The sequence below is a fragment of the Clostridium ljungdahlii DSM 13528 genome, from assembly GCF_000143685.1.
Taxonomy (GTDB): domain Bacteria; phylum Bacillota; class Clostridia; order Clostridiales; family Clostridiaceae; genus Clostridium_B; species Clostridium_B ljungdahlii.
On the sequence record NC_014328.1, the window covers coordinates 2,463,218 to 2,486,942 of the forward strand.

Below are 23,725 nucleotides of genomic sequence, written 5' to 3' on the forward strand. Positions count from 1 at the left end.
ATCTAAAACATTTACTTAATCAATAGGGAAAATCCGCTTTTATAAAGCACCAGCTGCAGTATTAACAGCGCCTTGTGTAGCTTGTAATGTCTCCAATTGAGTTAATGCATTAGTATAAGCTGTATCTGTTTTATTCGCATGATTTGCCATTTTTGCTATAAGATCTGTTTTATCTGCTCTTCCACTAAAGAATGCAGGAGTTTGTGTATAACTCCAATTGTAAGTTCCTTTGTCAGAAATTGTTCCATCTGGTAAATATCCTGCTAATCCTAAATCACATCCTGCTGCTGCTGAAAATTCCCAACGTATTGTAGCACCATCCGGTACATTATCTAATGTTGTACTTCCATCATAATAAGTTGAGTTAACATGATCTACATTATTAACTGTAAACATCCAGCCTGAAATTCCATCACATTCTTTTTCACTTAAATAATTTGCATCGGTAACAATAGGCTGCTTTGGTATATCTGTTCTGAAGACAATACCTTTAGTTAAATTTTTAAGCTTGCTCGTAAATGAATAATCTTCAAATGCAGCTTGATTATCTGTAGTATCTTTAAAACCTGTTACATACTTGCCATATTTGCTCGAAACTATGTTTACATTTCCATCACCTACAGCCTGTTTTGTAGCATCAGCAATGGTATTCGTATCACTGAGTGTAACTGCTTTTGGCTGTAAAATAGGTGCTTGTCCTAAAACATTTTTCTCAACATCCACATAGACAGTTTTTGTTGGAGCAGCATCAGCTTTTACACTATTAAAAGCAGACGGCGCAGCTACAGCTCCCAAAGTTAATGTTGTTATGCATAGTGTCGCAAATAATTTGTTTTTTAATCTTCTAATCATTTTATACACTCCTCCAAATTTTTAATTTTTTAATTGTTGCTTGTCCAAATTTAAAAGACAATGATAAAACTTTTACACTTTTATATCAATCACCTCCTGGAAAGTTAAATATAATGACAATCATATTTTTAACCTTTATGAAAAATAAACCAGGTGGTAATTCAGGTGAGATTAGATTAACGTAAATAAATATATATTTGTGTAAATAAAAGATAAAAAGAGACCCTCTTTCTTTCGAAGGTCTCCAGTATACGACATGAATTTATAAATATTTAATGTAAACAGATGTTACTGGCATTGAATACTTACCTTTCCCACCGAAAGAACCATATATGTTTGTAACAGGCAGGTCTACTGGCTTGGCATCATCTTACTTTTCACACCTTCCCAAAGATTATATCTTCAGTGGCATTTTGTGAATTTCATCTTCCTTACAGCAGCGGGGGCTGCAGTGGTTTTTCACCACTTTCCCTATTAATTCCTAAAAAAGAAACCTATTCAAAATTATCATTTATTTTACAATTGTCATTACCTTTACAATACACCAACTCCACTTATTTGTCAATAATTTATAAAAACTTTATTAAATTATTGTAAATTTCAATAATACAACACAATTTTCTATAAACAGAGTTCTTGACATCAGATAAATTTTAATGCTAAAGTTTGTCCTAAATACTGTTAAAATGTCTATTACTTATTTAACTCAGCGTTAGTTTTGGGATTTATATTAATTTCTCCAAAAGTATCCTCATACTTTTCTACTGATTTCGTAAGCATCATACAAACACTTTTTGCCTGCTGCGGGCTCATAAATATCTTCACACTATCTTTTACATCTTTTTTATACACCTTCATAAAATCTAACTGAAAATCATATACACTTCCAGAAAGCTCTAATCTATTTGAATATAATTCCTTTTCTTCTTCTAATTTTACATTTTCATCCATAGAATTCACCCTTACCTTTCATATTTTTTTACTCAACTTATTTTTACACTTCGCCCTATCTAATCACCTTCCTTTTGTACTCGCCTGTCTAATCCCCTACATTTAGTTCTTTCATTGATGACGAAGGGGTTATTCTAAAATAAGAACAAATCTGATGACTTACTTGATTGTCCATAAACAGAGTTCTTGTAATCAGATAAATTCCTACAAAAATAAAAAGAGACCCTCTCCCTTCGAAGGTCTCTATATATAACATAACTTACAATAATGGTTAATAACTAAAAACATCTCTGTTCTCTTATGTTAATATAACCGTTTACTTTTTGAATAAACATAGCATTATCTTCCCCTCCGAAAGAATCACCCACATATCAGGCAGGTTTCCTGGCTCAGATTCATCTTACTTCCCTGTCTTCCCAGATATAAAAATCCAGTGACATAACTAGGGTTTCATCCTCCATACAGTAACGGTGGGCTGCAGTGTTTTTTACACTTTCCCTTTTAACTATCAATTTGACAGCACCTAATAGTAAAAATATTAAATTTTTATTACCTTTATGTTAAGTTTAGAGCAAAAATTTTGAAAAGTCAACATTATTTTCATTAATATAAAGATATTTCTGAACGAAAGATGATAATGTCTTAGTATACCAAAGTTGATTATATTCTAAATATGCATAGGCATTGAGATTAAAACCAACAGCGTTCCAAAAGTCAAGGGCCGTGTGGAACGAATGTTTCAAGCCTGGAAAGACTCACAATAGCAGGTATGGCAGTTTAAACTCTAGGAGTGCCCTTCTCTAGTTTATCTATATGTATTTTAGGATTTTCTATATTTACACCATATAGTTTATCAAGATTTTTAGAAAACCACCTTACGGATTAACTTCTATAAATCAATCTCGCTTAATATCGGCTGTAACTTACAAACTGACAAGTATTTATTTGGTACAGCAATTCCTTTTTCCTTACGAATTATTTGTATTACTGGTGCCATATGCTTCCCCTCATATTTTTTTACAGGTATATAGGAATTAACATATGCTTGCGTTGCTTCATGTCCATTGGATATATCATATCCTAAATCTAAAGGACTTGTTCCTCGAAGATTAGTATGTTTACAATCAAGAATATGGGCATAATCTGCTATATATAAGCCACTAAAATTCATTGGCAATTCTACTCTTAACAAAACATTCCCAATATACCGCCGTACCATTTCAAATCCTAAATTTCCAAAATAATAATCCTCTGTTAACCATTTAGGCAATGGATCAAGAAATCCCTCAATTAAATAACAGTCATTAAATTCTTCAGGTATATTAGGACAACTTACTTGCCTTCGAGCATATAATCCACTATTTTTAGAAAATATCATATGAAGAAATTTACTGTGGGTATAATGATAAAATACAATATTATTCTTATGGAATTTTATTTGGTTAGGAAGTATCTTATAACCCTTGTCCTTCAAATATAACTCTCTTTTGCATAAAAATTCTTTTCCTAAATTCACAACTTTTTTGTCTCCTTTGAGTAACATATAATTTCATATTTAATATATATTTTAAAAATAGTTATCATTCTCCATAATTTTCAGTAAAATATAAAAGTCCTATTTTTCTGACTTTATAATTGCTTATTATATTTCCCGCTGCTTTGTCATACAAATTATAACCAACAATAGTATAAATTTCTATAATACTATAGACACGTACATCTTATCTCTTATTAATTCCATTTTTGCTCCATACTTTGCCCAAATTTTTCTAGAAGCCAGATTATCTTTTACAATTTTAGCACTTAAATATTTTATTTCTTTCCTTTTAGCATATTCTAATATTTGCGAAAAAGCTTTGCTTGCATATCCTTTTCCCCAGTACCTACTCCCAATCCAATAACCAATTTTTGCTTTTTTCTCTTCTACACTCTGATAACTTAACGATATCATACCAATTGCATTATTATTCAAAACGATAGCAAATATTTCTGAGTTTGTGTTTTCAGACCATTCATTATTATGTTTGATAAATTCATCCTTTGATATTATACACTTTCTGGAACCTAATTTTTCTTGTAATACATTATCAGTATTTAATATTTCTATAAGTTGAATTGCATATTTATTATTAATCTCTTCAATTGCCATACTTTTTATAACCACCTAACTTAAACACTCACAGTCAATAAAATTTATAAAGAATATAAAGTTTAATTTTTATATTTCAATAATTTTATCTATAAAATCTATTCCTTTAGTAATATGAGAAATTATTATTAATATTGAACTAGTTTTTCTACTTTTCAAAATTCTCAACATTATTTCTCTTGTTTCGGCATCAACATTAGATATAGGTTCATCTAGGATAATTACATCCTTATTGGAAAGCATTGCTCTTATAAAAGCTATAACCTGAGCCTGTCCCCCTGAAACGCCTGCTGTATTTTGACTTATTTCGGTATCCAATCCTCTAGGTAATCTATGAATATATTCAGTTAGCATAAATTGATCAATAAGTTTTTCTACATGCTCACGGTTTCTATTTGTCTGCCCATATAATATATTCTCCAATACTGTTCCCCTAAATAAAAATATATTTTGTGATACAATTCCTATCCTATTTCTTAAGCTTTTATTATTAATCCTTTCAAGATCTAATCTATTATAAAATATTTTACCACTTGTAGGAGTATATAGTCCTATTAAGAGTTTTATAAGAGTAGATTTTCCAGATCCATTTTCACCCTTAATAAGAATTTTTTTCCCTTTACTTATTTTAAAACTCAAATTTTTTAAAACATATTCTTCAGAGGTATTATATTTAAAATCTACATTATTTAACTCTATAGATTCAATTTTCCTATTTAAATATTCATGCTTCCCACTGTTTTCACCTTGCATATCAAGAAGCTGATATATTCTTTCAATACTTAAACATACTGGTTTTATTATAGTCCCTATAGTTGCTAAAGCTTGAGTACTGCTAAAAACTTTAGCTATATATAATGAAAAAGAAGTATATAATCCTATGGTAAATTGTCCTTTTAAAATCATTATTCCTGCAATTAATAGTATTAGAAGTGTACCAAAATCATTAATAAGTGTTATATTTTCCGTAAATAATAATATAGCCTTGCTTTGTTTTGTACTATCCTTTGTAAGTTCATCAAGTTTATTTTTAAACTTTAAAAGACTGCTGTTTTTACCATTAAGCACTTTTATATCTTCAATTCCATTGATTATTTCAAAAGTATCTCCATTTAAAATTGCACTAGATTCCATCATCTTTTGTGTATTTTTCATAAATCCACTTGCAGATTTTTTAGAAGTAATGAAAAAAACTGGAGTTAAAAACAAAATTATTATAGATAATTTATAATTTATAACAAACATAGTACCTAACGCCATCACCGTATCAATTAAATTTAGAAAAATACTTATAAATTGAGGTGAAAAAATTCCTCCCACAGAACTACATTCTGATATTCTTGCTTGAATATATCCTTTCTGTGTAGAGGATATATAGTCCATTGGCAAATCTATCACCTTGTCCATCACCAAATATCTCATTTCATTAACAATTGAATTACTAACTTTAACAAACATATATTTTGAAATAACCGCAAGAATATATCTCAAAATATACAATAGTGCTATTACAGCAATTAATTTATAAAAGTCACTATATCCTTGTTTAGTTATAAGTATCTTGTCCATTATACGTCCTATTATGTATGGAATAGGAGTTGATATAATTGAACTAAAAATCATGCCAATAATTCCTATAGTAAAAATGATGCGATATTTTTTTAAAAACGGTATTAATTTCAATAAGCTACTAAAGTTACCCATATTATTTTCTCCTTATATTTTTTTGATTTCAAGTCAATACAAATTTACAACCAGGAATTAATTATGATACATTGATTTTACTAACTTCTTCTAATTTTACATTTTCATCCATAGGATTTATTCTTACCTTTCATATTTTTTATTCAACTTATTTTTACGATTCACTCTATCTAATCACCTTCCTTTTTGTACTCGCCTGTCTAATCCACTGCATTTAGTTCTTTCATTGATGACGGAGGGGTTATTCTAAAATAAGGACAAATCTGATGACTTACTTGATTGTTCATAAACAAAGTTCTTGGCATCAGATAAATTCCTATAAATAAAAAGAAACCTTCTCCCTTCGAAGGTCTCTTTTTATAACATAACTTACAATAATGGTTAATAACTAAAAAACATCTCTGTTCTCTTATGTTAATATAACCGTTTACTTTTTGAATAAACATAGCATTATCTTCCCCTCCGAAAGAATCACCGACATATCAGGCAGGTTTCCTGGCTCAGATTCATCTTACTTCCCCGTCTTCCCAGATATAAAAATCCAGTGACATAACTAGGGTTTCATCCTCCATACAGTAACGGTGGGCTGCAGTGTTTTTTACACTTTCCCTTTTAACTATCAATTTGACAGCACCTAATAGTAAAAATATTAAATTTTATTACCTTTATGTTAAATTCATAGCAAAAATTTTGAAAAGTCAATATTATTTTCTTAACGAATCCATTATTAAACATTTTAATCTTCTTGAATTTCAAGTACTCCCATAGGACAAGCTTTAACACAAATACCACATGCCATACACTTACTTGGATTAGGCTTGTCTTCTACTTTTACAATAATACCTTTTGGACAGGCTTCTACACATGTACCGCAGCCAGTACAAGCTTTTTTATCTATCATATATATTCCCTTAGCATTTTGTTTAATGGCCTCTTCAGGACATTTTTTAGCACACACTCCACATTGATTGCACACTTTTAAATCTACACATCCATCTTTTCCCTCATCAATCTTAATACAAGAATTGCCGTAAGTTTTGTAAAATGCCTCGGAACAAGCCATTTCACAGCTTAAACAAGACATACATAAAGACTTATCTTTAACAACTAATTTTTTCATAATACATTCCCCTTTAAACATTATTTATATATACTTTGTACATATACCTTAATTATACAAATATATAAGGTATATATCAATACCGCAAATTTTATGCCTATTATTTTGCTTTGTATAAACAAAGTGCGTGGTAGTATTAGATCATATAGTCATGGAATAAAATAAATGTACAACAAAATTGTCAAAATAAAATAAAAAATACTTAAGTGCAGGAGGGACTGCTCTTAAGTATTTTTTATTTTAGAGTTTAGGGTTTGAATAATTAAATTTATTTCAAAACTATACTATTTTATAAAGCAATTTACATGCCAATTCTTCAGCTTGCAATATTCCTACTTAAAATTATAAATTTTATCCGATGGCTACCAGCCGTAATCCCCCCATCTTCTACTAAAGTGGGGGATAACGGCTGTTACGCCCCTGGATAACAATTTCTCCTAAAGGATAACGCCTTCTAAGTGCTAAAGCACTAAGAATCCTGTTAATAAGTTTCAGATGGAGAAAAAAGCTCCACCTGAAACCAAGAACTCTGTTTATCATTTTGAATATTTTTCTCATATCATATTGATAAAACGCTTTAATTTAGTTTTATTTTGATACTAATATATTTATCTATATCAATGAATCTTACTTATTGGGAAAAGCGACTACTTTCTTTGTCCAATTACCTTTTAAATAATAGAAAGTCATACAAAGTGCTGTTGTTGCCCAGGTTATGGGATATGTAATTGCTACTCCCCTAACATCATGATAGAAATGCATTATAGTAAAGAGCAATATAATTCTAAGTATGCATATATTAGATAATATAATCACCATTGGTGGAGCTGCTTTTCCTGCACCTCTTATAGTATCTCCCAATACTTCCAAAATAACATAAATCCAATAAAATGGAAATGAAGTGTTAATTATTCTTATTCCGTAATCAATTACCACACTATCATGATTAAATATTCCAAAAACTTGGCGTCCAAATATCAACAAAAGCGTACTTGACACTATAGTTACACCTATTTCCATTAGTATACATACCTTGGCTCCCTTTTTTACCCTTTCAATATTTCCTGCACCCATATTTTGCCCAGAAAATGTTGTAATTGCTTGTCCGAAAGCTACAATTGGAAGATAAATAGGTAATTCTACTTTAAAATATGCAGTAAATGCAACAATTGCATTTACACCAAGGCTATTAATATGATATTGTGCAAAAACATTTGACAATGTTATTACAATACTTTGAAGCCCGGACGGTATTCCAATTTTAAAAATAAGTAACAGTATTTCTTTATGTATTCGTATTTTTCTAAATTGTAATCTATATTCGCCCTCTAAATGTGTCAAATAATATAATATCAGTACAGCAGTTGCAGTCTGGGATAAAAGCGTTGCCCATGCAACCCCATTAACGCCATTTTCAAAAATAACTATAAACAATGCATCCATTAATACATGAACAATCCCACCAAAAAGTTGTATATACATTGGTGTTTTGGAATTACCCATGGCACGTATAATACCAGAACCCATGTTATAGGTAATAATTGAAATGAGACTTAAAAAATAGATTCTTATATAGGAAACAGCCGGTTCCAATATTTCTCCTGGAACATTCATCCACCTTAAGAAATATGGCACACCAATATAGCCAATAATGAAAAGCACTATTCCTCCAAGGAAACTCAATCCTATTGCCGTATGTATTGCATCTTTTAATTTCTCTTTTTTCCCCGATCCAACAATATTAGCAATAACAACACTTGCTCCTACTGACATCCCCGTAAAAAATCCTACTAAACAGGTAATAATCAAGGAACTAGCTCCAACTGCTGCTGCAGCTTCTTTGCCAAGATAATTCCCAACAAAAATCAAATCCACTGTATTATATAATTGTTGAATAATGCTTGCTGCAATCAGTGGCAGTGCAAAAAACAACACTTGTTTCCATATAATGCCCTCTGTTAAATTAGTACTCTTTTTCAAATTATTCATTTGCTTCACTTTTTTGTCGCAGCCACCATGAACATGGGCGATGCTCCATACAATAGCTTTTCCTTATCATCCCAAAGGTCTTTTGTAATATCAGGGTTAAATGAAATGTCCTTGAAGTCCAATTCCTTTAGAACCTTTACATCCCAATCTGGACGCATGATTTTGCAAAGTGGAAGTTCATCATAGTCCAGTTTCATTTTTCCCTTGTCATCGCCAGAGTAGGTAGAGCCGTAAATACTGATGCACTCCTTCTCCCTTCGTTCTACTTCTTTTTTTAGTTCTTCATCATAATAGTGAAGATTCCAGTCGGCATCAAAAATCAGAAGACGTCCACCAGGCCGCAAGATTCTCTGCCACTGTCGATATACATTCATGGGATCATGCAGCGTCCATGTAACATTTCTGCTGACTATCATATCAAAAGAATTGTCTTCAAAGTTGAGCTTATGACAATCCATACGGGTGAATACAGGGCAAACACCTGATCTGGCGGAATTTTTCTGGGCTTTTTCCAACATTCCTACAGAGCTGTCTATTCCAGTGACACGATGACCTGCCTGACTTAAAATAATGGCAAAAAAACCAGGGCCTGTCCCAGCATCAAGTATGTCCAGAACTAGCTTATCAGGCGCCTGACTTAAAATAAGCGACCTCCATTTATCCGGACGATAGCTCTTCAGTTCATCCTTTATTATATTGCTATAGTTATTAGAAGATTGGGTCCAGTGCATTTCAATGTTTTCCTGTAATGACATGTTAATTTCCTCCTATCTGATATATTTACATTTTTTAAAACAGGTTTTTTTATCTTATATTCTATAAATAAATTACCTATATTTAAAATTTTGTTATTTATCATTTTATGCTTACCTTACTATTTAATAAATAATACTCATCAGGATGCACTCTTACTCCAGTAACTGTATTTTTACTAACTACATTAAGCATTGATGTAGCAATAAATATATCTGCATTGTCATCCAATAGTTTCTGCTGTACTTGTATAGCAATATTATTTCTTGCCTGAATATCTTTTTGACCTTTGAATTTATCAATAAGGGAATCCACCTCTGGATTACTATATTTCCCATAATTTTCACTTCCATCACTTCTAAAATACTGCTCCAAGAATGTCTGTGGATCTCCTGTTACTGCAGTATTTACACTATATAAACAAAGATCAAAAATTCCACTTTTTATTTCTTTAGGAACTGATTCATACGCTTGCAGCTTAGTGCCTATACCAATTTCTTTAAGGTTTGCCTGCATTGCTTGCGCAATTATAGGAAGCTCTGAACGACTTGTGTAAAAGGCTAAATTCAGTTCTAATTTCTTACCATTTTTCTCTAATATGCCATCACCATCTGTATCTTTATATCCTGCATCGCTTAAAAGCTTAGCTGCTGCTGCTTTATCATACTTATATCCTGTAAGATTCTTATTTCCATAAGGTAAAGATTCTGAAAAAGGCCCAACTGCAGCTACAGCAGCACCCTTTAAAAGTTTTTTAGCATAAGTCTCTCTATCCACACTTAAAGCAATAGCCTTACGTACTGCTGAATCTTTTAAGAACTCATTATTCATATTTTCATATGACATTATTATTCTTAGACTAGTAACTTTATCTATATTATATTTAGATTTATCCGCAAATAATGACATACTGTTGCCTGAAATGCCTGTTGCAACATCAATTTCTCCTGATTGTAGTGCCATTGCACGAGTATTATCATCTTTAATATATTTAAAAGTTGCCTCATCTAACTGTGCTTTGTCTCCCCAATAGTCTTTATTTTTTTCTACTACCACCTTTGAGTTTGGAACATATGATTTAACTTTGAAAGGTCCAGTGCACACAGGAGATTTAGCAAATGTGTCTGAAGCAGCATTAGTATCCATTATTATAGTAAGAGGATCTGCAATATTCCCCAAAAATGTTTCATTTGAAGTTTTAGTGGTTATAGTAAGATTCTGACCGTCTGCAGTTATAGACTTAATAAGTAATATCTTTTCTGTTCTTGGATTTACCTTTAATGCTCTTTCAAGAGATGATTTTACAGCTTTAGCCGTAACAGGTGTACCATTATGGAACTTAACACCTTCTCTAATATGAAACTTCCATGTCAAATCATCTACTCTTTTCCATGAATCAGCAAGGAGAGGTTCTATTTTCATATTCTTATTAAATTTAACCAAAGTTTCACCTACGCCGTATCTGGAAACCAACCAACCATTAAACCCAACAGCAGAATCTAAATTGGTTGAAACAGTATTTAATCCAAACACAATACTTTTTGGCTTTTCATTCCCACTTTTATCAGAAGCTCCCCCGCTTGTACAAGCAACAAAGCTTGTACATAATAAAGCTATTGTAAGCATAATTGCTAATTTTTTTCTTATTTTCATCTGCAATCTCCTCCTAATCCAATATCACGTACTTTTAAATAGCTTCCCTTGGTTCTGTTTTTTTCAATTATTTATCTTTTCTCCGTAAGCCACCATAGGGCCATCCTTAATAACACACAAACTACTAACCTGATAGAGTAATATTCCGTCCATCTCAGCAGCGTAGGTTTCCAAAACGTTGCCAAAATAATCTTTAATGTAACCTAATATTTCTCCTTTTTTAAAATTATCACCTACTCTTTTCGTTGGATACCAGCAGCCTGTGTATTCAGCCTTTTTACAAATCACCTTTCCAACATCCATAGGATGATAAGTTCTTTTAGAAACCTCCCCCTGTAAGACTTTTAAGTATCGCAGCACATTTCTAACATCCTCTTTTCCTAGTTTCACTTCTTCTTTCGACCACCGTCCCATACAACCTCTCTCAATCAAAATACTAGGAATTCCACAGGAACCAGCATAATTATAAGAACCTCCACTGCCAGAAGGAGACTGCACCAAATAAGGGACATTTACTAGTTCAGCCATACCTCTTGCTGCTTTAACGACTTCTGGAGCAGCTACTCCTACACAATATACATAGGGTGTTAGCTCTTCATACCCATCTCCACAATGAAGATCAATATAATAATCTGCACTATGCCCTCCTCCAGAAATGAATACTGTTTTTCCTTCCTTTTCTCCGCAAATAATGGTAACTGGAAGTTCTATATCCGTTCCCTTTACTTGTACATAACCTGATACTTTTTCTCCAGTTTTGGCACACATATTTCCTACTTTTATTGTTTGCATCAATTATTACCTTCTCATATAATCAGTTAAATCACTGCTATTCATCAGATAAATGACAGGCCACTAAATGACCTTTTTCTATTTCTTTTAATTCAGGTTTTTCCTTAAAGCATATATCTCTACATTTTGTACATCTGGAATTAAAACTGCAGCCTGGCTGTATATCAGAAGAGCTTGGCGGCTCACCTTTTATTATTTCTATTTCAGTATTTTCTCTTTTTTTAACAGAAAATACTGATGCTAAAAGTGCCTTTGTATATGGATGAACTGCAGCAGTAGTAAGCCTATCACTGTCAATCGTTTCAACAATACGTCCAAGATACATTACGATAATTCTATCACTGATATTTCTAACCACTGCTAAGTCATGACATATAAAAATGTATGATAGTCCCTTTTCTTTTTTCAAATTTATAAGAAGTTTAAGCACCTGTTCCTGCACTGAAACATCTAAAGCAGAAGTAGCTTCATCACATATTATAATTTCGGGTGACAAAGATAGAGCTCTTGCTATTGCAACTCTTTGCTTTTGTCCTCCACTTAGCTGATGGGGATATTTGTTCATAAATTCATCACTGATCCCCACCATTTGAAGGAGTTTCTTTGTCTTCAATTCCGCATCAGCTTTATTCATAAGTTTAAAATTTAAAAGTGGCTCACTTATAATTTGTCCAATCCTCATACGGGGATTGAAGGATTCAGAAGGATCTTGAAATATCATCTGGAGTTTTCTTCGATTTTGTCTAAGTTCTTCCCACTTCAACTTTGAAATATCTCTCTTATTATAAATAATCTCTCCTGAAGTCAAGGTTTCCAAATTGGTAATTACATTTGCTAAAGTACTTTTACCACAGCCACTTTCTCCAACTATCCCCAAGCATTCTCCTGAATATAGTTCTAAACTTACATTATCAACTGCAGTTAACTTTTTTCCATCCTGCAAATCAAATTGCTTTACAACATTCTTTATTGTCAATATTGGTTCTTTCTCTTGAAGCAAGATTACATTCCTCCAATTCAGGTATTGCTGATAAAAGTTTTTCAGTATACTCACACTTTGGATTGTTTATCACCTCATCCTTATTTTCCCACTCAACTAATTCACCACTTTGCATTACTCCTATTTTATCGCACATATAAGATGCTACTCCCATATTATGTGTAACTATTATTATGCTTGTATTAAAATTGTCTCTAAGCTCCATCATCTGTCTTACCACCTGTGCTTGTACCGTTACATCAAGAGCACTGGTTGGCTCATCTGCCAATAATATTTCTGGTTCCATAGTCATGGCTATAGCTATACCTACTCTTTGCTTCATACCTCCACTAAGTTCAAAAGGATAAGAATTCATTATACGCTTTGTATCAGGAAGTCTCATTTTTCCAAGCATATCAACTGCTTTGTCATATGCATCAGCTTTTGACATGTTAAAATGACTTCTTATGCTTTCAATGAATTGATTACCAACTTTTTTAATAGGAGTTAATGATCCTCCTGCATCCTGAAAAACAATAGCCATTCTATTACCACGTATTTCTTGCCATTCTTTCTTAGAATGCTTAAGAATATCTTTATCCTTATAAATTATATTTCCTGAAGAAATAGCAGCTCCTTTAGGTAATATACCTAGTATGGCACGTATAAGTGTTGATTTTCCACTGCCGCTTTCACCAACTATTCCTACTATCTCCTTACTTGCAATTGACATGCTTATATTTTTTACAACAGGTTCTTGCATACCGTATTTTATTGATAAATTATTTATCCTTAAAATCTCTTCGCTCATCATTTTATGCCTACCTTATTATCTAAAATATAGTAGTCAAGAGGATACATTTTTAATCCACTGACAGTATTTTTGCTGACTATATTAAGCATTGGTGAAACAAGGAATATATATGCATTGTCATCTATTAATTTCTGTTGTACCTTTGTAGCGACATCATATCTTGCTTCAATATTTTTCTCTGTTGTTAATTTATCAATTAGAGCATCAACTTCTGGATTACTATATCCGCCATGATTCTCACTTCCATCAGTTTTAAAATACATCTGTAAGAATGACTGAGGATCTCCTGTTACTGCTGTGTTTACACTTAATAAGCAAAGATCAAAATTCTTGCTTTTTAAAACTGGATCAACGGATTCATAGGATTGTAATTTAATACTTATACCAATTTCTTTAAGGTTCGACTGCATTGCTTGTGCAATTATAGGAAGCTCTGAACGAGTTGTGTAAAAAGCTAAATTCAGTTCTAATTTCTTACCATTTTTTTCTAGTATGCCATCCCCATCTGTATCTTTATATCCTGCATCGCTTAAAAGCTTAGCTGCTGCTGCCTTATCATATTTATAACCTGTAAGATTCTTATTCCCAAATGGTAGTGATCCCGGGAAAGGTCCAACTGCAGGTACAGAACTACCCTTAAGAAGTGTTTTACCATAAGTATCTCTATCAACACCTAATGCAATAGCTTTGCGCACTGCTGGATCTTTTAAAAATTCATTATTAAAATTTTCAAAGGACATAATTATTCTTAAACTTGAAATTTTGTCTATATTATATTTAGACTTATCTTTAAATAAAGGTAAATTGTTACTTGGAATATTAGTTGCTGCATCAATTTCACCAGATTGTAATGCCATTGCACGGGTGTTATCATCTTTAATATATTTAAAGGTTGCTTCATCTACCTTAGCTTTATCTCCCCAATAATCTTTATTTCTTTCTACTACTACTGTTGAATTTGGAGTATATGATTTAACCTTAAAAGGGCCTGTACACACTGGAGCTTTAGCAAAGGTATCTTTTGCTGCAGTAGTATCTACTATTGTAGTAAGAGGGTCTGCAATATTCCCTAAAAGTGCTTCATGTGGTTTTTTAGTTTTCAATGTAAGTTCCTGTCCATTTGCAGTTATGCTATCAACAAGCAATATTTCACTGGTTCTTTTATTTAATTTTAATGCTCTTTCAAGAGATGCTTTTACCGCTTCAGCAGTAACTGTTTTACCACTATGAAACTTAACCCCCTCTCTAATATGAAATTGCCACGTTAAAGCATCGATTCTTTTCCATGAATCAGCAAGAAGTGGTTCTATTTTCATTTCTGGGCTTAATTTAACTAAAGTCTCTCCTACACCAAATCTTGAAACATACCAACCATTATATTCAAGAGCAGGATCCATATTAGTTTGAAACTGATTAAAACCAAAGGTAATACTTTTGGGATTGTTACTACTGCCTTTGTCAGCAGAATTCCCACCTGTACAGGCTGAAAAGCTTGTACATAATAACACTGTTGTAAATATTAATGCTAATTTTCTTTTTAATTTAAATTTCATTTGTGTTCTCTCCTTTTAATATTCATTGATTAGGATCTAATATATCCCTTATACTGTCTCCCAGTAAATTAAATATCATCACAGTTATAAATATTGCAGCACCTGGATATATCATAAGTCCTGGTGAAGTCTGCATGTAATTTCTACCTTCATTAAGCATATATCCCCATTCAGGAGTTGGCGGCTGAGCCCCAAGACCTAAAAATGAAAGAGATGATATTTCAAGCATCATAGTTCCTATGTCCATAGTAGCTATTACAATAAGCGATGGTATTATATTAGGTAATATATATTTTAAAATTATTTGATATTCTTTAGCACCTCCCATTTTAGCTCCTTTAATGTACTCCTTTTTTCTTACAGACATTACTAAGCTTCGACTTACTCTTGCATATTTAACCCAATTCACTACAGCTAAAGCTATAACAACATTCATCGAACTAGGTCCAAGCACTCCTGCAATAGCTATAGCAAAAATAATACCTGGAAAAGCAAGAAAAATATCAGAAAATCTCATTATAATTGTGTCAACTATACCACCAAAATATGCGGCTATTGTTCCCAATGCTGTTCCAACTATAAATATTATTATAACTAGACAAAAAGTCATTTTTAGAGAAGTGGATGCTCCATATAACAATCTTGAAAGTAGACATCTTCCAAGGTTGTCTGTACCTAATGGAAACTTACTGCTTCTACCTTGAAGTGCATTGGTCATATTTGTTTTAAGAGGATCATGAGGAGCTATGTAGTTCGCAGATAAACTTATTGAAATTAAAATTACCGCTAATATGCATAGAAATATAAATAATTTATTTTTTTTTACAAACACCGTAAAGTTTTCCATGTTAAGCCCTCTTTTCCAAACGAATCCTTGGATCTAGAAAATAATATGAAATGTCTACAATCATATTAATTAATACATATATAACCGTCATCCATACAACATATCCTTGTATTACTGGATAATCTCTGTTAAATATAGCTTCTACAGCTAACTTTCCAACTCCAGGCCAGGAAAAAATAGTCTCAACTATAGCTGTTCCTCCGAGTAAGGATCCTAAAGATAAGCCTAATAAAGTTACAATTGATAATAATGAACTCTTTAAAACGTGCCCAAATAGTATTGCGCTATCTTTAACTCCTCTAGCTTTAGCTCCAATTACATAATCCTTGGATATTTCTTCTAGTATAGCCGCCCTAAGCTGCCTTGTATATTTTGATGCCATTGCAATTGTCAAAGTAACTGCAGGTAATATAATACTTTTCCATCCTGTGTCACCCACAACCGGTAAAAGTTTAAATTTAATTGAAAATATATACATAAGTAATAATCCAACCCAAAATCCTGGCATAGATATTCCAAAAAAAGATATAATTCTAATTATATAATCTAATGCCTTGTTTTTATGTAATGCTGACGTAATACCCAAAGGCAGTGCTATAAACATCATCATAACAAGTGATGCACCTGCAAGCTTAAAAGTAGCTGGCAGAGCTACTAATATTAAATCTAACACAGGTCTGCTGTATTTATAGGAAGTACCAAAGTTTCCTGTAAATACACCACCTAACCAATGTAAGTATTGAAATAAAAAAGGATTATTTAGTCCTAATTCTTCTCTAACTTTTTGTACAAGTTCTGGAGAAGGGGTTACACCTGTTGCACTAAGCATCAAGAGTGCTGGATCACCTGGGGAAAAATATGTAAGTGCAAATGTTAAAAAAGTAATCCCAAATAAAACAGGTACTAAATGTAATAGCCTTTTCATTATGTATTTTCGCAAATTATTTTTTTCACCCTTTCCTGAAAATTGTAAAAGTACTTATAGAGTAATTTAAAATGCTTCACAGCAATGACCTACAAAATAATTATTTGCAGGTCATTAGCATATTACATACTTTTTTTAGCCTCTATAAGCATTTCATTAGACTTTTCCATAAATTCCACAGCTTTTTGTATTAACTCAGCTGTTTTCACTTTGTCCATTGCTTTTGACTTTTCAGCCCAGTTTTTAAATTCACCTTCATGAGATCTGTTATGTTCAACCCAGTGATCTAACAATATCTTTAAAGTTTTTTCTTCTTTATCTAAATCTGATACGCAGTCTTTTAATTCTTCACCTGCAGCAGCATGATCATGGTTGTGTTCACATTTATCACCGCTGCGATTCTCAATATGATGGTATTTATATTCATGTTCTCCATTAAAAATCATAAAGGTATTCACCTCCTTTCAGTCTTTTGTTGATTAATACTTACAAGCACATATACTAAACATGGGTGCTGTTCTATAAGCTACTTTTTCTTCTTCTGTATATATTTTGTTTGAAATATCTTCTTCAATAATTATTTTTTCAAATCCACATTGAGTCAATGCCCTTTTATCCCATTCAGGACGCAGTTCATACGTCAGTGGAAGATTCCTTGCAATATCCTTACACTTTGATCTCTGTTTCTCATTGGTTTTACAATCATAACCCATATCAACAGCCAATTTTATATCCTTTGTATATTCTTCTTCAAGTTCAGGTTTTGCCAGCCTTAAATACCAATTTGCATCAAATATAAGTAATTTCCCGCTTTTTTTTAAAAGGCTAAACCAATTTTTGTAAGCCTTTACAGGTTCCTTTAAAGTCCATGTAACATTTCTATTCACTATTAAATCAAAACTTTCTACAGGCAAATCCAAATTTTCCACATCGCCTTTCATAAATTTAACCTTTACTCCGGCCAACTGTGTATTGGATTTAGCTTCCTCAAGCATACTTGTGGAACAATCCACAGCAGTTACATCATATCCCATTTGTGACATGATTATTGCAAAAAAACCAGGTCCTGTACCTATGTCTAATGCTTTTACATTATCTCCCGCCTTATTTTTAATTATTTTACTCCAGGCTTCTCTTTTAAAACTGTTTATATCCTCACTTATCATTTCACTATATGTATTTGCCCGATTGTTCCAATAGCTTTCAATTTCTCCCATTAAATTACCTCCTTGTGTAGAAAATTTTCATTTTTATGTATATATTTAGTTATACAGCAAATTTTATGCCAGACATATTAGCCATATTTTTCGTGATTTAAGCAAAAAAAATCTCAAAGCGATACCTTTTTGTATCACTTTGAGATTTTTTATCATTATGAAACTATTCTAGCACTTACTTGTAACCTAGATTATATTTCTCTTGTTTGGATTATCTATAGGAACTGAATTCAATAAGCTTTTGGTATAAGGATGCTTTATTTTGTAATTTTCATTTGTATTGTCCATCACTTCAACTATACTTCCCCTGTACATGACAAGAATTTTGCTGCATATATATTTTACTGCACTTATATCATGGGAAATAAAAAGTATTCCAGTACCTTCTAAATCATTCAATTTTTTTATTAAATTGAGTATACAGGCTTGAGTGCACACATCTAAGCTGGATATTATCTCATCACATATTAGAAACTGAGGATTTAAAAGAAGTGCCCTGCATATGTTAATTCTCTGTCTCTCCCCGCCACTTAAAGCTCCTGGATATTTATATAACAATTCCTCTTCCAAATTTACGAAAGAAATTATATCATCTATTTTAATTAACTTTTCCCTACGTGATATATTAAAATGATTATCTAAAGGTTCCATAAGGGAATCTAAAATTTTCATGTTGGGATTTAATGAAGTAAGAGTATCTTGAAATATTATCTGGCTTTTTTTTCTAAACTCCTTTAAGCTGCCCCTATTGTACTTCCATATGTCCTCTCCATTGAACTTAATAACACCTTCTGTAGGCTTTTCAAGTCTTATAAGAAGTCTGGAAAGTGTACTCTTGCCGCATCCACTTTCTCCCACAAGTCCTACAATTTGATTTGAATCTATTGAAAAGGAAACATCATTTACAGCCTTTATAGTTTCATTTTTGCTTTTTACAAGTGATAACTTGGTCTTATATATCTTAGATAGATTTCTTGCCTCTATTAACATACTTCTGATTCCTTTCTATCAAAGGTAGCCTTTATAAGGGATATTGTATATTTATGCTTAGGATTATTAAATATTTCAAATACATTTCCTTTTTCAACCAAATCACCTTTTTGCATTACAAATACATAATCTGCAATTTCTGCTACAACTCCAAAGTCATGTGTAATAATGAGTATAGTAGTATTGAATTTTTTTTGAATTAATTTAAACTGTTTTAATATTTCCTTTTGAGTAGTAACATCAAGAGCTGTTGTAGGCTCATCTGCTATTATAATATCCGGTTCCATAAAAATAGCTGCAGCTATCATCATTCTTTGCAGCATACCCCCACTTAACTGAAAAGGATACTGATTTAGTATAACCTTTGGGTTTTTTAAATTTAAGCTTTCAATTATAGTACAAATCTTTTCATTGAATTTTCCTTTTGTAATATCCATATTGCTAGATATTAAATCATATAGTTGATTTCCCATAGTTATGGATTGGTTAAAACAATTTATTGGATTTTGAAATATTGAAAAAATCTTTTTCCCCCTTATTTTTTTCATTTCACTATTATTTAATTTGGATATATTCCCATTGTTAAATATTATGCTGCCGTCTTCTATAAAGGCATTTTTAGGTAATACATTTATAATTGACATTACTGTCATGGTTTTTCCGCTTCCACTCTCACCTACAATACAAGTCACTTTACCCTTTTTTACTTGAAAGTTAATTCCTTTTACGACTTCTTTTATACTATTTTTAGTTTTAAATGCAACTTTCAAGTTTTTAACTTCTAAAATATTATCCATTTGATACCTCCAGAGTTCATTAGCTAATTAGCTGATGAAGTTAGATTATTTCGCATTTTCCTTTTCTACGTTCCTATATCTCCCTCTATGCATAAGTAACTTTCTTTTTTAAATGTTCACCGATAAAATTAATGCAAAGCATTGAAGTTACTATAGTAATGCCCGGAAATACAGCTACCCACCAGGCTCCTGTCATTATGTCATTTTGAGCATTGTTTAACATATTTCCCCAGGACGGAGTTCCTGGAGGCACTCCTATTCCAAGGAAGCTCATTGAAACTTCCATAAATATGGACTGTGCACAAGTTAAAGTGGCTATTACTATAATTGCAGGCATACTATTTAAAAGCATATGCTTTATTATTATTTTCCAAAGTGGTGTAGACATTACTATAGCAGACTTTATAAAGTTTTTATCTCTGAGTTCTATAAATTGTGATCTCACTATTCTAGCAGTGGGAATCCATGCAGTACACCCAATTACAAGTATAATACTCACAATTCCTCCCCTTATTATTGTCTGTAATGCCAGCATGATGATAAGAGTTGGTACAGCTAAAAATATATCTAAAATTCTCATCATAAAATTATCAATTTTACCACCTGAATATCCACTTATTCCTCCATATATAATTCCTATAATAGTGGATATAATTACTGATATAAAACCTACACTGAGCGATACTCTTCCGCCATAAAGTACCCTTGAGAACACATCTCTTCCCATGGCATCAGTTCCCATTATATGGCCAGCTCCCGGTCTTTGCAGTACATTGCCAAGTTTCACTTCTACAGGATTGTACTTTGATATAAATGGAGCAAATACGGAGGCTAATACTATGATGCAGAGGAGAATAACCCATATTAGATACCTTCTATTTTTCTTCATGTATTACACCTGCTTTCTGAGGGAAGGATTTACAACTAGCTGCAGTATATCTGTGATCATTATAGATATAACTACAAGTATACCTGTCATAAATATAGCACCCATGAGAAGCGGGTAATCCTTTGAATTAGCTGCTTTAACATTAAGCATTCCAAGTCCCGGCCAGGAAAACACGGTTTCTATTACAACAGATCCGCCAAAGAAGCTTGGTATAGTTATGCCCAAATAATTCATAAATGGTACCAATGCATTTTTTATAATACCTTTCATTATTTTTCTGTCATCCATTCCATTTGCTTTTGCTGCTATTACATAATGGCTGTTTACTTCTTCTTTAACTTTTTCTTGTATAAACCTGGCATAAGCTCCTGCATGAGCAATTACAAGTACTGATACAGGCATAATATAATACTTTAAATTAGAAAATACCCCTCCACTACCACTTATATTTTTATTTCCTGCAGAGGGCAGCCATCCCAAACATACAGAAAATAAAATTATGAATAAAAGAGCAATCCAGAAGGAAGGTATTGAGTAAAAAAACACACTCATACCACTTACAAATTTGTCCCAAAAGGAATTTTCATTAAATCCTGCCTTTAACCCTAGCAAAAGAGAGCATACAAGTATAAGACTTATGGTCCACAAAACTAATTTAAGTGTATTTGGTATTTTCTCTTTTAATATTGCAGTTACTTCTCTTCCTTCAACATAGGATACACCAAGGTTTCCTCTGGCTACCCCCTTAACCCATTTAATATATCTTTCAGTTACAGGTCTATCTGCTCCATAGTTTTCATTTATCCTATTTCTCTCTTCTGTAGTCAACCTGTCAGCCAAGTCGCCATATAAAGCTGCTGCCGGATCTCCCGGCGCAACATTTATAATAGCAAAGCTTATTATACTAAGGCAGAATATAACCAAAAAGCCCTGAATTATCCTTCTAACTACAAACCTAGATATCATTTCATATTCCACTCCTCAACATTCCACAAAAATCCTTCTCCATGATGTCCTAAAACTCTTTTAGGTGTATATCCAGATATATTTTTATCAATGCCATAAAGTGCAGTTAAATACGCATCCATACTAAATGCTGGATCTTCTGCTACTACCTTTTGAAACTCATCATAATATTCTCTTCTCTGATTATCATCAGAAGTACTTCTTGCCTTTTCAAGCAAATCATCTACTTGAGGATTTGAATAGTCTCCAAAATTAAATCCGCTTCCCTTCTCAAATTGATCTGATCTAAATATTTTATACGTATGATCATCTGCATCAAAAGGACTTCCCCATCCTACTACAAAAGCTTCTGTATCTTTTATTGCTTCAGCTTTAGGATCTCTTGCATCAACCTTTATATCAAATCCAGCTTTTTTAGCTTGTGAGGCTGCATACTCTGCAACTTTAACTCTAACTTCATCATTGTTTCTGGCAAATAAAGTAAATTGAAGCTTCTGACCATCTTTTTCTCTTATTCCATCTGTTCCTTTTTTCCATCCTGACTGCTCTAAAAGTTGATTTGCTTTATCCAAATTATACTCATACTTTTCTACATTAGGATTGTTGTATTTATTTAATTGAATTGGTGAATAAGCTGCTTCACCATATCCTAGGAGTATCCCTTTTACTATGCTTTGTTTATCTGTAGCATAATTAAGTGCCTTTCTAACATTTACATCTTTAAACATAGGTTTTGTCCTAAAATTAAACATTATTCCTCTATAATCTGCTGTAGGTGCTTTACAAATTGTTACTTTACTGTTTTTCTCAAGTTTCGCAACTTCAGCAGGTGCAACTGGAGCTATATTAACTTCTCCTGTTTGAAGCTGCATGGCTCTTACATTAGCATCAGGTAAAAACTTAAATATTATCTTATCTATATTTCCAGTTTTTCCATAATAATATTTAGATTTTGTTAAAATTAAGTTGCTTCCTTTGTTCCATTTCTCGACTTTAAAAGGACCTGCTCCTATAGGTTGTACATTAAAATTTGCAGTATTTACATCTTTTCCTTCCAAGCAATGTTTTGGAACCAATCCTACTGTCATTTTATCCAAAAATGCCGGAAAAACTTTTGAAAGAGTTATCTTAACTTCATAATCGTTAACTTTCTGAATGTCTTTTACATCTTCAAATTCAGGCTTCAATTCTGAATTTACTTTGTCATTTAATATGGTTTTTATAGTAAATACCACATCATCTGCCTTAACTTCTGTTCCATCTTGAAATTTAATTCCCCTTTTAAGTATAAAATCATAAGTTAACTTATCCTTAGATATTGTATAAGATTTAGCAATTTCAGGTTTTGGGACATCATTTTCATCAAATTTCATAAGCCCCCTAAAAACTAAATCTGTAGCAAAAGCATGTGATGCTGTTAATACTGAATTTATTTTTTCATCTTCAAATTCAGCTCCATAAACAAGTGTCTTACCTTTTCCTTCATTAGATTGATTTGAAGTAGCTGTTGAATTTCCACAGCCTGTAAAGACCGTAGTTATAAGCATTATAAAACAAACTACTATTCCTAAGTATTTTTTCAACCTTATCCCCCCTAAATTATAGTAATACTGGTTAATTTGTCACATTAAATTATTCAGCAATATTTATGCCAGATTAACACCACACAGTAATATTTTTGATATAGGTGAAAATATTATCAAATAATACACTTTTCTAGTCAAAACTCATATTTATACCAAGAAATATTCCCTAAAACAATACCAAAAAATAAACTATAATATC

The 23,725-nt window shown here is 32.1% G+C and carries 23 protein-coding genes and 3 riboswitches; all 23 genes read right to left on the reverse strand.

Annotated elements, in window-relative coordinates; translation table 11 throughout:
- Positions 1–39: 39 nt before the first annotated feature.
- Positions 40–852, reverse strand: a complete 813-nt coding sequence (locus tag CLJU_RS11045) for a hypothetical protein (RefSeq protein WP_013238896.1) — start codon at positions 850–852, stop codon at positions 40–42.
- Between the two features lie 327 nt (positions 853–1,179).
- Positions 1,180–1,365, reverse strand: a riboswitch (cobalamin riboswitch).
- A 180-nt stretch (positions 1,366–1,545) separates the two neighbouring features.
- Complete coding sequence (locus tag CLJU_RS11050) at positions 1,546–1,803, reverse strand: DUF3467 domain-containing protein (RefSeq protein ID WP_013238897.1); 258 nt, start codon at positions 1,801–1,803, stop codon at positions 1,546–1,548.
- Between the two features lie 357 nt (positions 1,804–2,160).
- Positions 2,161–2,345: riboswitch (cobalamin riboswitch) on the reverse strand.
- 347 nt (positions 2,346–2,692) lie between these two features.
- Positions 2,693–3,319 (reverse strand): hypothetical protein, encoded by a 627-nt coding sequence (locus tag CLJU_RS11055; RefSeq protein ID WP_013238898.1) that lies wholly within the window; start codon positions 3,317–3,319, stop codon positions 2,693–2,695.
- A gap of 180 nt (positions 3,320–3,499) precedes the next feature.
- Positions 3,500–3,952: a GNAT family N-acetyltransferase gene (locus CLJU_RS11060; RefSeq protein WP_013238899.1), complete on the reverse strand. Its 453-nt coding sequence runs from the start codon at positions 3,950–3,952 to the stop codon at positions 3,500–3,502.
- A 69-nt stretch (positions 3,953–4,021) separates the two neighbouring features.
- Entirely contained in the window at positions 4,022–5,656 is a 1,635-nt protein-coding gene (locus CLJU_RS11065) for an ABC transporter ATP-binding protein (protein ID WP_013238900.1), read from the reverse strand.
- Positions 5,657–5,856: 200 nt separating this feature from the next.
- Positions 5,857–6,102 carry a hypothetical protein gene (locus CLJU_RS22250; protein WP_041705115.1) on the reverse strand — a complete coding sequence of 82 codons (246 nt, stop codon included), beginning with the start codon at positions 6,100–6,102 and terminating at the stop codon, positions 5,857–5,859.
- A 22-nt stretch (positions 6,103–6,124) separates the two neighbouring features.
- Positions 6,125–6,309: riboswitch (cobalamin riboswitch) on the reverse strand.
- 83 nt (positions 6,310–6,392) lie between these two features.
- Positions 6,393–6,776 (reverse strand): 4Fe-4S binding protein, encoded by a 384-nt coding sequence (locus tag CLJU_RS11075; RefSeq protein WP_013238901.1) that lies wholly within the window; start codon positions 6,774–6,776, stop codon positions 6,393–6,395.
- Between the two features lie 627 nt (positions 6,777–7,403).
- Positions 7,404–8,765, reverse strand: a complete 1,362-nt coding sequence (locus CLJU_RS11080) for an MATE family efflux transporter (protein WP_013238902.1) — start codon at positions 8,763–8,765, stop codon at positions 7,404–7,406.
- A gap of 5 nt (positions 8,766–8,770) precedes the next feature.
- Positions 8,771–9,520, reverse strand: a complete 750-nt coding sequence (locus tag CLJU_RS11085; protein WP_013238903.1) for a class I SAM-dependent methyltransferase — start codon at positions 9,518–9,520, stop codon at positions 8,771–8,773.
- Positions 9,521–9,620: 100 nt separating this feature from the next.
- The gene (locus tag CLJU_RS11090) at positions 9,621–11,171 is read right to left on the reverse strand and encodes an ABC transporter substrate-binding protein (protein WP_013238904.1); all 1,551 of its coding nucleotides are present in this window, start codon (positions 11,169–11,171) and stop codon (positions 9,621–9,623) included.
- A gap of 63 nt (positions 11,172–11,234) precedes the next feature.
- A complete protein-coding gene (locus CLJU_RS11095; RefSeq protein ID WP_013238905.1) occupies positions 11,235–11,963 on the reverse strand; it encodes a succinylglutamate desuccinylase/aspartoacylase family protein in 729 nt (242 codons plus the stop codon).
- Between the two features lie 37 nt (positions 11,964–12,000).
- Positions 12,001–12,963 carry an ABC transporter ATP-binding protein gene (locus CLJU_RS11100; RefSeq protein WP_013238906.1) on the reverse strand — a complete coding sequence of 321 codons (963 nt, stop codon included), beginning with the start codon at positions 12,961–12,963 and terminating at the stop codon, positions 12,001–12,003.
- Positions 12,908–13,756 carry an ABC transporter ATP-binding protein gene (locus tag CLJU_RS11105; protein ID WP_013238907.1) on the reverse strand — a complete coding sequence of 283 codons (849 nt, stop codon included), beginning with the start codon at positions 13,754–13,756 and terminating at the stop codon, positions 12,908–12,910. The genes CLJU_RS11100 and CLJU_RS11105 overlap by 56 nt, the downstream gene beginning before the upstream one ends.
- Entirely contained in the window at positions 13,753–15,309 is a 1,557-nt protein-coding gene (locus tag CLJU_RS11110; protein ID WP_013238908.1) for an ABC transporter substrate-binding protein, read from the reverse strand. Before CLJU_RS11110 ends, CLJU_RS11105 begins: the two co-directional genes overlap by 4 nt.
- Before the next feature lie 22 nt (positions 15,310–15,331).
- On the reverse strand, positions 15,332–16,156 hold the full coding sequence (nikC, locus tag CLJU_RS11115) for a nickel transporter permease (protein WP_013238909.1): 825 nt from the start codon (positions 16,154–16,156) through the stop codon (positions 15,332–15,334).
- Position 16,157: 1 nt separating this feature from the next.
- The gene (gene nikB / locus CLJU_RS11120; RefSeq protein ID WP_013238910.1) at positions 16,158–17,096 is read right to left on the reverse strand and encodes a nickel ABC transporter permease; all 939 of its coding nucleotides are present in this window, start codon (positions 17,094–17,096) and stop codon (positions 16,158–16,160) included.
- Between the two features lie 107 nt (positions 17,097–17,203).
- Positions 17,204–17,527 (reverse strand): DUF8180 domain-containing protein, encoded by a 324-nt coding sequence (locus tag CLJU_RS11125; RefSeq protein ID WP_013238911.1) that lies wholly within the window; start codon positions 17,525–17,527, stop codon positions 17,204–17,206.
- Positions 17,528–17,560: 33 nt separating this feature from the next.
- On the reverse strand, positions 17,561–18,298 hold the full coding sequence (locus CLJU_RS11130; protein WP_013238912.1) for a class I SAM-dependent methyltransferase: 738 nt from the start codon (positions 18,296–18,298) through the stop codon (positions 17,561–17,563).
- Positions 18,299–18,484: 186 nt separating this feature from the next.
- Positions 18,485–19,288, reverse strand: a complete 804-nt coding sequence (locus tag CLJU_RS11135; protein ID WP_013238913.1) for an ABC transporter ATP-binding protein — start codon at positions 19,286–19,288, stop codon at positions 18,485–18,487.
- Entirely contained in the window at positions 19,282–20,085 is an 804-nt protein-coding gene (locus CLJU_RS11140) for an ABC transporter ATP-binding protein (RefSeq protein WP_013238914.1), read from the reverse strand. The genes CLJU_RS11135 and CLJU_RS11140 overlap by 7 nt, the downstream gene beginning before the upstream one ends.
- Before the next feature lie 85 nt (positions 20,086–20,170).
- Entirely contained in the window at positions 20,171–20,974 is an 804-nt protein-coding gene (locus CLJU_RS11145) for an ABC transporter permease (RefSeq protein ID WP_013238915.1), read from the reverse strand.
- A 3-nt stretch (positions 20,975–20,977) separates the two neighbouring features.
- A complete protein-coding gene (locus CLJU_RS11150) occupies positions 20,978–21,940 on the reverse strand; it encodes an ABC transporter permease (RefSeq protein WP_013238916.1) in 963 nt (320 codons plus the stop codon).
- Positions 21,937–23,487 (reverse strand): ABC transporter substrate-binding protein, encoded by a 1,551-nt coding sequence (locus CLJU_RS11155; protein WP_049781916.1) that lies wholly within the window; start codon positions 23,485–23,487, stop codon positions 21,937–21,939. The genes CLJU_RS11150 and CLJU_RS11155 overlap by 4 nt, the downstream gene beginning before the upstream one ends.
- Positions 23,488–23,725: the final 238 nt, after the last annotated feature.

Excerpts from the sequence above, each read along its gene's own strand:
- CLJU_RS11085 (WP_013238903.1), bottom strand. The coding sequence starts at position 9,520 with ATGTCATTACAGGAAAACATTGAAATGCACTGGACCCAATCTTCTAAT.
- CLJU_RS11095 (WP_013238905.1), bottom strand. The coding sequence starts at position 11,963 with ATGCAAACAATAAAAGTAGGAAATATGTGTGCCAAAACTGGAGAAAAA.
- CLJU_RS11045 (WP_013238896.1), bottom strand. The coding sequence starts at position 852 with ATGATTAGAAGATTAAAAAACAAATTATTTGCGACACTATGCATAACA.
- CLJU_RS11155 (WP_049781916.1), bottom strand. The coding sequence starts at position 23,487 with ATGCTTATAACTACGGTCTTTACAGGCTGTGGAAATTCAACAGCTACT.
- CLJU_RS11125 (WP_013238911.1), bottom strand. The coding sequence starts at position 17,527 with ATGATTTTTAATGGAGAACATGAATATAAATACCATCATATTGAGAAT.
- CLJU_RS11075 (WP_013238901.1), bottom strand. The coding sequence starts at position 6,776 with ATGAAAAAATTAGTTGTTAAAGATAAGTCTTTATGTATGTCTTGTTTA.
- CLJU_RS11090 (WP_013238904.1), bottom strand. The coding sequence starts at position 11,171 with ATGAAAATAAGAAAAAAATTAGCAATTATGCTTACAATAGCTTTATTA.
- CLJU_RS11110 (WP_013238908.1), bottom strand. The coding sequence starts at position 15,309 with ATGAAATTTAAATTAAAAAGAAAATTAGCATTAATATTTACAACAGTG.
- CLJU_RS22250 (WP_041705115.1), bottom strand. The coding sequence starts at position 6,102 with ATGTTTATTCAAAAAGTAAACGGTTATATTAACATAAGAGAACAGAGA.
- CLJU_RS11080 (WP_013238902.1), bottom strand. The coding sequence starts at position 8,765 with ATGAATAATTTGAAAAAGAGTACTAATTTAACAGAGGGCATTATATGG.
- CLJU_RS11050 (WP_013238897.1), bottom strand. The coding sequence starts at position 1,803 with ATGGATGAAAATGTAAAATTAGAAGAAGAAAAGGAATTATATTCAAAT.
- CLJU_RS11140 (WP_013238914.1), bottom strand. The coding sequence starts at position 20,085 with ATGGATAATATTTTAGAAGTTAAAAACTTGAAAGTTGCATTTAAAACT.
- CLJU_RS11105 (WP_013238907.1), bottom strand. The coding sequence starts at position 13,756 with ATGATGAGCGAAGAGATTTTAAGGATAAATAATTTATCAATAAAATAC.
- CLJU_RS11150 (WP_013238916.1), bottom strand. The coding sequence starts at position 21,940 with ATGATATCTAGGTTTGTAGTTAGAAGGATAATTCAGGGCTTTTTGGTT.
- nikC (WP_013238909.1), bottom strand. The coding sequence starts at position 16,156 with ATGGAAAACTTTACGGTGTTTGTAAAAAAAAATAAATTATTTATATTT.
- CLJU_RS11135 (WP_013238913.1), bottom strand. The coding sequence starts at position 19,288 with ATGTTAATAGAGGCAAGAAATCTATCTAAGATATATAAGACCAAGTTA.
- CLJU_RS11065 (WP_013238900.1), bottom strand. The coding sequence starts at position 5,656 with ATGGGTAACTTTAGTAGCTTATTGAAATTAATACCGTTTTTAAAAAAA.
- CLJU_RS11060 (WP_013238899.1), bottom strand. The coding sequence starts at position 3,952 with ATGGCAATTGAAGAGATTAATAATAAATATGCAATTCAACTTATAGAA.
- CLJU_RS11130 (WP_013238912.1), bottom strand. The coding sequence starts at position 18,298 with ATGGGAGAAATTGAAAGCTATTGGAACAATCGGGCAAATACATATAGT.
- CLJU_RS11145 (WP_013238915.1), bottom strand. The coding sequence starts at position 20,974 with ATGAAGAAAAATAGAAGGTATCTAATATGGGTTATTCTCCTCTGCATC.